Source organism: Saccharopolyspora hattusasensis (genome assembly GCF_050972075.1).
GTDB classification, from domain to species: Bacteria; Actinomycetota; Actinomycetes; order Mycobacteriales; family Pseudonocardiaceae; genus Saccharopolyspora; species Saccharopolyspora hattusasensis.
The window spans coordinates 8,733,081-8,742,384 of record NZ_JBPCDC010000001.1 but is presented as its reverse complement, the minus strand read 5'-3'; the positions used below and the strand labels follow the sequence as shown (position 1 = coordinate 8,742,384).

Here is a 9,304-nt window from a genome sequence, read left to right as displayed (position 1 = left end):
TTGAAGCTCAGCGACGCCGGTAACGTGCTCTGACCAGGCGTTTTAGTGGGTGGTCGTCGTCGATAGTCGACGCTCAGCGTAATCTGTCAAGATATCTAGCGTGACCGAACCCGAAGATTTATCGGACCTCGCCGAGTCGTGGCGGCTGCACTTGACTGCGGCCCGCAGGTCCCCGCGGACCATCCGCACCTACCTTGCCGGGGTGACCGCGTACCTGGGGTGGTGCGAGCAAGAGCAGCGGCCGCCGGCACTCGACCGCACCGGTTACGGGCAATTCAGCGAATACCTGATCGAGCTCGGCCGATCCGGTTCTACCGTCCATATCCGGCAGCAGGCACTAAAGGCGTTCAGCCGGTGGATAGCCGCCGAGCTTGATACAGACGATCAGCTAGCAGGGTTGCCGCTCGCCCGAAAGGACAGGGACCCGATAGACCCGTACACGGAGGACGAGTTACGCGCCCTCATCGCCACCTGTAAAGGCAGGGACTTCACCAGTCGGCGAGACGAGGCGGCTGTCCGGTTCATGGTGGAGTCAATGGGTCGCGCGTCGGAAGTGTGTGCCATGACTGTTGAGGGCACCGACGTGCATCATGGGGTGGCGCTCATCGAGCGGGGCAAGGGCGGCAAGGGCCGGTTCGTGGCGTTCGGCCCGGACACGGCGCTAGCGCTAGACCGGTACCTGAGACTCCGGCGCGGGCATTCGCGCGCTCACCTGCCGAATCTGTGGCTCGGCTACCGCGGTAACGGTTTTGGCTATGATGCGCTGTATTCGATGGTCAAGAGGCGCGCACGACAGGCCGGGATTCCGGACGCGTACCCGCACCGGTTCCGGCACACCGGGGCGACCCGATGGCTTGAAGCTGGGGGATCGGAGGGGGGATTGGTGGCGCTGGCGGGCTGGTCAAGCCGCCAAATGCTGGATCGCTACGTTGCCGCAACGGCTAGCAAACGCGCCGTTGCCGAGGCGCGCCGATTGCAGCTTCCAAGCCTGTGATCGAGAGCACTTGATTGCGCGCACGCAACGGGTTAGGCTCCGCACGCAACAGGCCGAAAGACCAAGGGGACCAGGAATGACCGCCACCTACGTGATCGTCAAGTCTACCGCGTCCGGCATTTGGCGGGACCATGCTGTAGTCGGCGAGTTCACCGAGGGAGAGCGCGAGCAGGTAGAGGCCAAGCTTGCCGCGGAGCACGACGCCGACAGTTTCTTTGAGGTCCGCTACCGGGGCAGCCAGGATGCGCAGGTCCCTTGGCAGAACCTCGCGACGGAACGCAAGTTCAGCGGGCGGAAGTCCTACGCCGAGTCGCCGCAGCCGCGCGACTTGACCGACGAACAGGACGCCTTGGCTTACGACACGTTCTCTGAACTGGCGGAAGACGGTATCGAGCACGCTCGGAAGGTGATGCGCGGGATCATGCGAATGGGCCCGGCCTTCACGGAACTCGACATTGCCGCGTGGGCGAAGCGCTACGCGGACGAGAACGGTAACGAAGCTCAGCGCCATCACGATGAGGTGGGGGCCGGCGCGAACGGCCGAGTCTGAACCACTGGACGAAACGCCCACCACGCCGGGAGGCGTCGGGCGTCGCCGGAATCGTGACCGGCCCGATGAGTCCCGAGAGGATTACCCCCGATGAACGCGCCCGTTCCGTTCTCCCCCGCACCCATCCCGCCGATCGCCCCGATGCCGCGGGAATGCAACCACACGTTGCACCTGATCCTGTCGCTTGTCACGTGCGGGTTCTGGCTGTTCGTGTGGCCGTTCGTCGCGTTTTCGGTCTCGTCCAAGAACAAGTCTGCTCAGGCAAGGTACGCGGCGGAAATGACGAACTATCAGCGCGAGTACGCCTTGTGGGCGCAGAGTCAGGGGAGTCAGCGATAGACAAGCCACCGGCCACGATCACCGGCCGCTGAGGTCAGTAGCCAGTCACGACGAAACCGGCCCTCAGATACAATCTGAGGGCCGGTTCGCAATAGGCTTCTCGATCGGAGCGTGTCGATGCAACGAGGGGCGGTGCATCGAACGCGGTTCCCTAGGGGCGCTTACTCCAAGCCGCTCGTTTCTCGTTCGTGGCCTTAAGCCACGCACGCGCCCGGTGATCGATGTCTCGGGTATCGACCCAAGGGCCATCTACCGGGATCGTGTCGATTAGCTCGCCCCCGTGAACGGGTCCGGTATTACCTCCTAGAACGTCGATTGCCGTATCACCACGTCGCCAACGGAACGTACAGCCGCCCAGAAAAAGCCAGACACAGGGAAGGGTAGCCAAGTCGTCACGCTCCCCTGTAAGGCGACAGAGGCCGGAGCACGACCGGTTTCGAAAGCCGTTCAGGAAGGAGACATTCGGGAGCTGCACCCTCGATCCCGGTCGGTGCCTCCGGGTGCCTAGGTTCAGGCAACGCGAGGATTGCGCGCAGCGTCCATAGCGGGCTGGCGTGGTACTGATAGAAAACTCTGCCCGGGTTGAAAATCCCATCTCCGTCCGGCGTAGGAACGCGATAGGCATTCGCCTTCGCCTCGCTGCGGAGAATGAAGACATCGGCACAGTCCAGCCATTTGAACATGGCCGCCCAGAGCTGAGGTGAATCCTCCGGCCCCCAACGAATCAGAGTCCAGTTGCGCCGTCGGAGTTCGCTCAAGAGGTCCTTCAGCTCAAGAGAAAGGGTCGCAGTCACCGCAGCCACCCCCACGGGGTTGGCCAGTCCCGGAGGTCCACGCGCTTCCGCATGGCTTCTCTTGCCCGCTGCTTCTTCCGGCGCTCTTGCCAGCGCCACAGCATCACTCGCGGGCTAGCCATGAATCAGCCCGTCTACTGGACCTTGTGAGCTTGACCAAGGCCCAGAAACGGGCTGTCGATCAAGCGACATTCTCAACTCCCCGGCCAAGGCCGGATCCACGCTGTCCGCTTGGGTAATCATGTAGTTGTCCTAGAGACGTGCCCGGCCCCTTTGGCCGGGGCGTGTGTGACGAGGGTAACCTATGGTGTCTGGTCGGTCACAATGTATGTGGTGTGTCCCGCCCGAACGGATGATGCACCTGATTCCAGTTCAATGACGGCGGCTACCGCATCGGCAGCCTGCTTGGGCTTGCCTAGGTGGTCCCATCCCAGGGCCGTGTCCTTGAGCTGACTCACCAGCTCGTCTCGTGTGCCGTGTGCAGTGGGCTTCGAGTGGCGCATGGGACAGAGGGTACGGTCAGGAACGAAAGAGCGTCTACGCTGGTGTTGTGGCCCCTGAGATCGGCGCTCGTGTCCTAGCTATGGCCCCTGATGACCGCGTGCTGCTCCTACTGTCCATCGACCCTGACTTCCCCGAGCGTCGTTGGTGGGACCTTCCGGGAGGGAAGACGTTCCCCAAGGAGTCCGTGAACGACGCGGCCAAGCGGGAGTTGCTGGAAGAGACGGGGATCGTTGCCGACGAGCTAGGCCCTCACCTGTGGGACCGCGAAGTGCGGTTCGTGTACCGGGGTAAGAGGTACCACCGGAGAGACAGTGTGTTTCTTGCCCGGGTCGAGGACACGACCCCCACGCATGAGCCCACGCACACGGCCAACGAGCAGGCTAACTTGATCGAATCCCGGTGGTGGACGCTGGACGAGATGACCCACAGCTCCGCTCGGTTCCTACCGCCGAACCTTCCTGACCTTGTTTCAAGCCTGCTCAGGGGTGAGCTTCGCGCGCCCCTGATGCTTCGGCGATAGCTCGCTAGCCGGACTGCAACGACGAAACGGCCCCAGCCGGTTCCCACCTAAGGGATTCCGACCGGGGCCGTTTCGCTGCACTACCCGAGAGGAACGGAGGACCAATCCGTTACCGCTTATCGTACTCGGCCGCCGCGATTGACCCGCCCCCATAACTCGGCGCCCGGGTGCTTCCCAGCAGTACGCGCGTCAACCAAGCCGGCAACCTCGGCTCGATGAACCGCAGCAGCGCGTAGTAACCGGCGAGAACCAGCGGCCAAACGAGCGGCTCATACAAGCCACCCACCACGTCCGTGACCGCCGGAGGAGTCCCAAGGGTCACCAGGTACGCCAGCAGCGCCGACCACACGGCAGGCACGGCGGTACGGAGCAGGGACACAACACGGTCGCTCACTTGCTACCACCCGCCAACCGCCGGCCGAACTCGGCGGCAACCCGCTGCGCAACATCCGCGTACGCCTGGCCGCCGAGCACATCGAGCACCGCGTCATGGATCGCGGGCTTCAGCCCCTCGACCACGGCCGCCGCGTCCACCTGCGGAGGTTGCCCGCCGTACACCTTGTTCACCACGTCAACGAGCATCGCAACCACAGTCCGGGGACCGTTCACGGTTCCCCAACCGGCAATCTGGCCACGGTCGCCGCGCGGGCCGAGCAACTCGTTTTCGATGCGCCGCAGGATCGCATCCTGTTCCGGGGTCAAATCATCACCTTCCTGTACGAGCGGCACGGTTGCCGCGTTGAAGCTCGGCAGATTCCACGGGCTCCGATCGTCGGCCAACGCCACATCGTCCAGCACCGACAAGTGAAAGTGCTTGCGGTGCGGGTTGCTTCCCGTGTACTTCACCCATCGCCACGGGTTGGTGCCCGGACGGGAGTCCATGATGTACCCGTTGGCGATGATGTACTTGATGCGCGGATCCCGCGACGCTGCAAGCTCATCCGTCAGCCGGTCAATGTCCATGCCGGCCGCCGGATCATGCGTGAAGTCCCGCGCCGTCACCAGCATCAGGCCATCGGTCGCCGGACCAAACCACGGGTTGTGGTCACTCGCCCGCGAGGCGTGCGCCGCGTCTCCGATACCGCCATCGCTGGCCTTGCTGCGACTCGGGTACCGGGCGTTGAACTGTGCTAGCAGAGTCTCGAGGCTGCGCGCAACGCGCCAGGTGGCCACTAGTTCCCCCCGGTGATGATCTGCGAGCCAACCGAAAGAACGGCGCTCAACACGGCAACGGTGGCAGACACTTTGAGTGTCCACATCTGCGATTGCGCCCGGGCCTTATCCGCTTGATTATCCGCGTGCATCGCCTTGACGTCTTGCTCAACCTCGGTAACGCGGTGGTCGAGTACCGCGAGTTTCGGCCCTTGCTCGGCTGACATCGCGTGAACTTGGGCTGCTACCTGCGCGACATCATTGCGGATGCCCGCAATTTCTTCTCGCACGTTCCCAAGCTCCCCGCGAATGACCTGGATTACCAGATCCGATGCCTCTGCCATTTCCACTTCCCCAAACTGAAAGGATCAGATCAATGATCCCACGCGGAGAACGGCCCGCGCAACGACGACGAATCGATACGCGGACCGGGCGACCCGCTACACCAGCGCGAACCAGAATTCAGACGACGACTTGGTGTAGACAACGTCAGTCATGTTAAGTGTCGTCGGCGGCGGGAAGGTTTGCCCGCTCCGGTAAACCGAGTACGTGTTGGTGCCCTGGTTGATGAAGTTCGCCGCAGAGGCAGGCGCGTTGTTATAGGTGCTCGCCAGGTAAGGAACAGTCGTCCAACCAGTAACGATCAACGCGACGCCTACGTACTCGTTGTAATTCAGCGTCAGAGCAGCGGACAGGTTGAGCGTCTTCACGCCCGTACTCGTCACGTTCCCGCCGCCGAACAAGTTTTGCACAAGCGACATGTTCGACAGCGACGAACCGCGGTAAAGGGAAATGTCGAACGTGCCCGAACCAGTTGCAGCCGTGAGCGTGCAAACCCGGACCGAGTTCACCACCCCGGCCCGGCCGACACGAGTAGCCGACGCAGACAAGAAACCGTTCGACAGATCCTCGGCGTACGTCGCGAGATTACGCGGCGCGTTGCTGACCTGATCTCCGTACAACAGGAAATCATTGTTGGTGGTCGGAACGAGCGCACTCGACACCGCGTCGTAAGAGTTCAAGCGGGTAACCGTGCTGTTGCACTGATCGATCAAATCATTCTGCGCCGCCGACTCGGCAACGCTGCCCGCTACAACGTGTGGAATTGCCATCTGCTCAGCTCCAAACGAAAGTCTCGTCCCAGCGGCCATACTGCGACGAGTTCCAGATACCAACACCTGCCGGGCGCTGCGCCTCAACGGTCAACGTCCCCGAGAACCCACCATCCGACGTGAGCCGGTTCCTAACACCGAGGATCTGCACCGGGATCGACTCGCCGAAACCGGCGGAATCCTGGATCTCCATCGCGTCGCCCAGCTGCAAGCGCGGGTCGCCCGGAACCTCAATAGAGTCAGTGACCGGAATCGGTGACGCGGTGCGATCTACCAGCGCCGCCAGCATCGCCCGCGTCTGCCACTCGTCCTGCAACCAACGGTTTCCGCGCAGCTCAATGACACGTTCGCCGAACTGGTCGATCGAGTCCGTGTCGCGAATGATCCACGTCTTCGGCTCCTCCTCGACAACGGACAGGCCCTCAACGCGGAAACGGGCAGAACCATCCGGGTTGACGAAACCGAACGCGTCGCTCCATGCGTTCTCTACGAAGATACGGAGCAGTTCCCGAGAGGTGAACTTCTGCTCCGTCAACGGATCCGTAGATCCGTCCTGCCGTTGGATGAAGTTGGGTCCGGTGTACATCTGCCGCCCGTGGCGCGGGGTGTACTGATCCCAGTACCCCGGAAAGTGTGGGTCTGTCCCGCCGGTCTGGATCGTCGGGATAGTCCAAGGGCTGACCGCGATAGCCTCCGGAGGCGGAAGGAAGAAGAACTCCTTCGCGCTCGGCGGGGCAGCGGCGGGAATGATGAACACAGCCGGAATGTATTCGTCGCCCTGCTTACGCAGCGGAACACCATCACGCGCCAAGTCGTAAAGAATGCTCTCGGCCGCCTTGCCCGCCCGAGTCGTCACAACCCACACGTTGCGGACACTGTCCGAGTTGTAGCTAGCGGACAGCGAGCTAAGGTCGTCAACGGTCAAGGTGCGCACGAAGGTGCCTTGCCGATCTAACACGTCCTGATACGTCCAGAACGTGAACCGGCCGAGCTCGTCAAAGAACACTGCACCGAACTCGGCGGCAGCGACTTCCGTAGCAAGCCCCCACGCCTCTAACCCATTCTCGCGGAGCGTGTACGTGAACCTGTTCCTGCCCCACGAAACCGCAGCATTTCCGACCGGCGTCACGTCGTAAGTGAAATCCTCGAGCGGCGGCTTGTTGCGCACATTGAAAATCTGCACGTCCGACACTGACCAAACATTCTGGACCTCAACCAGCCCCGAGAACCGGTCGTTCCTGTTGACGAACGAGCGGTTAGCAACCAGCTGCGGGGCGCCCTTGATTCCGTCCCGGTTCGCCTGCACCCAGATATCACCGGAATCTGAACCGGCGCCGCTGTACCACTTGAACAGAACCTCATAGTAATGCCAGCCTGCCGCGGTCGGTGCTGACGAATACGGCCCGTTGATGGTCTCCCACGTGCCGGTACGGAAAGCGTTGTTGTTGTACGACGTGCAATACAAAAACTTGACTTGGCACCGGCCGTCCGACGATTCTAGCCCCAGCTGGATACGATGCGACCGGATCTCGATCTCGATGCCGACCGCGTCCGCGTCCACGTCCGGGCCTGCCCAGTAGAACCAGCCGCCAATGGCAAACGTCGTGCTCGCGTTCGCAGCGATATCGCGTCCCAGATCATCAATCCAGAACCGGCTGTACGCTCCCGGCTCTCCCTGCGGGAACGCCTGGCGAGCAAGGTAGCCATGCGGGCCGGCGGTGTATGCCTCCGCGCGTGCCCGGTGGTTCGCGTCGCCCGTTCCCCAAAGCTCTGTCTTGTGTACGCCTTGCGCGCCGTCCAGCGTCCCAACCTCGGGAAGGATCGAGCCGTGGAACGGAACCGACAGCACACAACCAGCCTCGTAATCGGGGCCGTCCATGTACGCCGGCCACGACATTCCCCGCGGCCCCATCGTGAAGCCACCAGCACGCGCCGCGAAATCAACCAGCGCCGACGAGTCGCCCAGCTGCCCACGCTTCCAGCCGTCACTCAACGCCACCGCATTGATGCCGTAAGGCGGAACGAAAACCGGGGCGCGCATCAACTCGACGTAATCGAGGCACGACAACCGCACCGTGCCTGCCGCCCGGTCTGGCGTCACCTCACGCACAATCCCCCGGAACTGCGGGTAGGACACCGCACCGACCGCGGTATGCACGATCACGTCGTACTCAACCCGGGCACCGACCAGCGGCAACCGGTACAGCGGAGAGCGCCCGTTGTAGAGGCTGAACGCGGACGCGAGAGACTGCCCATTGACCTCGCCTGCCAGCGTCGCGTCAAGCTGCGCCGCCGCCGCGCCATCGAGCAACATCACCTCATCCGGCGCGGTTCCCTTGAGGCTCCGGTCTGTTTCGATCTCAAGCGCGTAGCCGGACAGGTCGGACAGTTCATGCGAGAACTGGCCATCATTGTCCCAATCGACAACCAGCCGCGCCGAGAAATACCGTTCGCGACCAGTGATAGCCGCCTCTGCCGCCGCGCCACCGTGCGTCTGCATTCACAGCTCCAAAAGAGTCAGCTCGGGATTCGTGTAAGGCGACCAAAGAGCCGTCTCGTTCAACTGGTCCACGGCCACCAGCGGAGCACCACCGCCCCGCGTCCACTGCGTTGCCGCGCCCAGCTCTACCTGCGCGCCACCGATCGTGATGTCACCGCTGCCCGAAACAGCCTTGAGTGCAGGTACGAGCCCGGCAGCGCCGGCGACCGGCGTAACCGGAACCTCGAGGCGCGCCCACGTGCCGGCTGTGAGCGTCACCGTTCCGCTACTCGTCTCGGCGACTGTCGCCCCGGCCGCGTTCACGTGGCGCACAACCAGGGCAACGCCGGGTGCTGCCGTCGATTTGACCCACAGCGTTGCCGTTAGTGCCTCGCCTGCTGCGACTGGAGCAGGCGCCGCAGCGTCGAAGGTGGTTTCGTTGCCTGGCGTCCAGCTGCTCCACGTCAAACCGCGCGCCGGGAACGCGCTAGCGGGCTGCCAGTCGGCAGGTCCCGTAAGCGCGCCCCCGGATGCCACGATGCCGGACGTATCCCGCGAACCGTAACCGGCAGCGGCGGCAGACCGTGAAAGCCTGTTACGGCGGAACTGAGACGGGAAAACGACGCGGAGCGGACCAGGAACCAAACGATGATGGATCGCTTCCAAGAATTCCATTTGGTCCTGGTCCCGCTTCACCCACCGCAGAGTGAACGTTGCCCGATGCCCCAACACGTCCACCGTGCGCCGGCCGCTGATTGACACATGCGTGCCACCGAACCGCTCGGATGGCATATCGAACTCGTACAACGGGTTGATCTCCACCAAGCCGCCGAGCGGCCCCAGGAACATGGGCACGGCTA

The 9,304-nt window shown here is 63.1% G+C and carries 11 protein-coding genes; 4 read left to right on the top strand and 7 right to left on the bottom strand.

Annotated elements, in window-relative coordinates; all coding sequences use genetic code 11:
• Positions 1 to 100: 100 nt before the first annotated feature.
• The 3 genes from ACRXBZ_RS41575 (at position 101) to ACRXBZ_RS41565 (ending at position 1,883) form a co-directional block, all read left to right on the top strand.
• Positions 101 to 994 (top strand): tyrosine-type recombinase/integrase, encoded by an 894-nt coding sequence (locus ACRXBZ_RS41575; protein ID WP_490885437.1) that lies wholly within the window; start codon positions 101 to 103, stop codon positions 992 to 994.
• A gap of 76 nt (positions 995 to 1,070) precedes the next feature.
• A complete protein-coding gene (locus ACRXBZ_RS41570) occupies positions 1,071 to 1,544 on the top strand; it encodes a hypothetical protein (protein WP_433883759.1) in 474 nt (157 codons plus the stop codon).
• A 90-nt stretch (positions 1,545 to 1,634) separates the two neighbouring features.
• On the top strand, positions 1,635 to 1,883 hold the full coding sequence (locus ACRXBZ_RS41565; RefSeq protein WP_433883758.1) for a hypothetical protein: 249 nt from the start codon (positions 1,635 to 1,637) through the stop codon (positions 1,881 to 1,883).
• Between the two features lie 392 nt (positions 1,884 to 2,275).
• On the opposite strand, the gene ACRXBZ_RS41560 is transcribed toward ACRXBZ_RS41565, so the two are convergent.
• A complete protein-coding gene (locus tag ACRXBZ_RS41560; RefSeq protein WP_433883757.1) occupies positions 2,276 to 2,677 on the bottom strand; it encodes a hypothetical protein in 402 nt (133 codons plus the stop codon).
• A gap of 550 nt (positions 2,678 to 3,227) precedes the next feature.
• On the opposite strand from ACRXBZ_RS41560, the gene ACRXBZ_RS41555 reads away from it, so the two are divergent.
• A complete protein-coding gene (locus tag ACRXBZ_RS41555) occupies positions 3,228 to 3,701 on the top strand; it encodes an NUDIX hydrolase (RefSeq protein ID WP_433883756.1) in 474 nt (157 codons plus the stop codon).
• Positions 3,702 to 3,810: 109 nt separating this feature from the next.
• On the opposite strand, the gene ACRXBZ_RS41550 is transcribed toward ACRXBZ_RS41555, so the two are convergent.
• The 6 genes from ACRXBZ_RS41550 to ACRXBZ_RS41525 form a co-directional block, all read right to left on the bottom strand.
• On the bottom strand, positions 3,811 to 4,095 hold the full coding sequence (locus tag ACRXBZ_RS41550; protein ID WP_433883755.1) for a hypothetical protein: 285 nt from the start codon (positions 4,093 to 4,095) through the stop codon (positions 3,811 to 3,813).
• Positions 4,092 to 4,874: a hypothetical protein gene (locus ACRXBZ_RS41545; RefSeq protein WP_433883754.1), complete on the bottom strand. Its 783-nt coding sequence runs from the start codon at positions 4,872 to 4,874 to the stop codon at positions 4,092 to 4,094. The genes ACRXBZ_RS41550 and ACRXBZ_RS41545 overlap by 4 nt, the downstream gene beginning before the upstream one ends.
• The gene (locus ACRXBZ_RS41540; protein ID WP_433883753.1) at positions 4,874 to 5,197 is read right to left on the bottom strand and encodes a hypothetical protein; all 324 of its coding nucleotides are present in this window, start codon (positions 5,195 to 5,197) and stop codon (positions 4,874 to 4,876) included. The genes ACRXBZ_RS41545 and ACRXBZ_RS41540 overlap by 1 nt, the downstream gene beginning before the upstream one ends.
• A 96-nt stretch (positions 5,198 to 5,293) precedes the next feature.
• Entirely contained in the window at positions 5,294 to 5,965 is a 672-nt protein-coding gene (locus ACRXBZ_RS41535; protein WP_433883752.1) for a hypothetical protein, read from the bottom strand.
• 4 nt (positions 5,966 to 5,969) lie between these two features.
• On the bottom strand, positions 5,970 to 8,465 hold the full coding sequence (locus ACRXBZ_RS41530; protein WP_433883751.1) for a hypothetical protein: 2,496 nt from the start codon (positions 8,463 to 8,465) through the stop codon (positions 5,970 to 5,972).
• Positions 8,466 to 9,299, bottom strand: a complete 834-nt coding sequence (locus ACRXBZ_RS41525; RefSeq protein ID WP_433883750.1) for a hypothetical protein — start codon at positions 9,297 to 9,299, stop codon at positions 8,466 to 8,468.
• Between the last annotated feature and the right edge of the window lie 5 nt (positions 9,300 to 9,304).